The organism is Virgibacillus sp. 7505 (genome assembly GCF_002272135.1).
GTDB lineage: Bacteria > Bacillota > Bacilli > Bacillales > Amphibacillaceae > Terribacillus.
Window position 1 is genome coordinate 1 of the sequence record NZ_NPBF01000383.1, and the last position, 223, is coordinate 223.

Here is a 223-nt window from a genome sequence, read left to right on the forward strand (position 1 = left end):
AATTGAAGAAGCGATGGTCACGGTTATGAGAGCGCCGAGGACCTATACACGTGAAGACATTGTGGAAATCAATTGCCACGGCGGGCTTGTGTCTGTCAACCGTGTGCTTCAAGCTGTGCTGGCAAAGGGAGCTCGATTGGCTGAGCCGGGAGAATTCACAAAGCGCGCTTTCTTGAATGGCCGTATTGATTTGTCGCAAGCAGAAGGCGTCATCGACTTAATC

General features: G+C 51.1%; 1 pseudogene. It reads left to right on the top strand.

What is annotated here, in order from left to right:
• Positions 1-223, top strand: a pseudogene (locus CHH91_RS19450) (tRNA uridine-5-carboxymethylaminomethyl(34) synthesis GTPase MnmE); the annotation flags it as partial.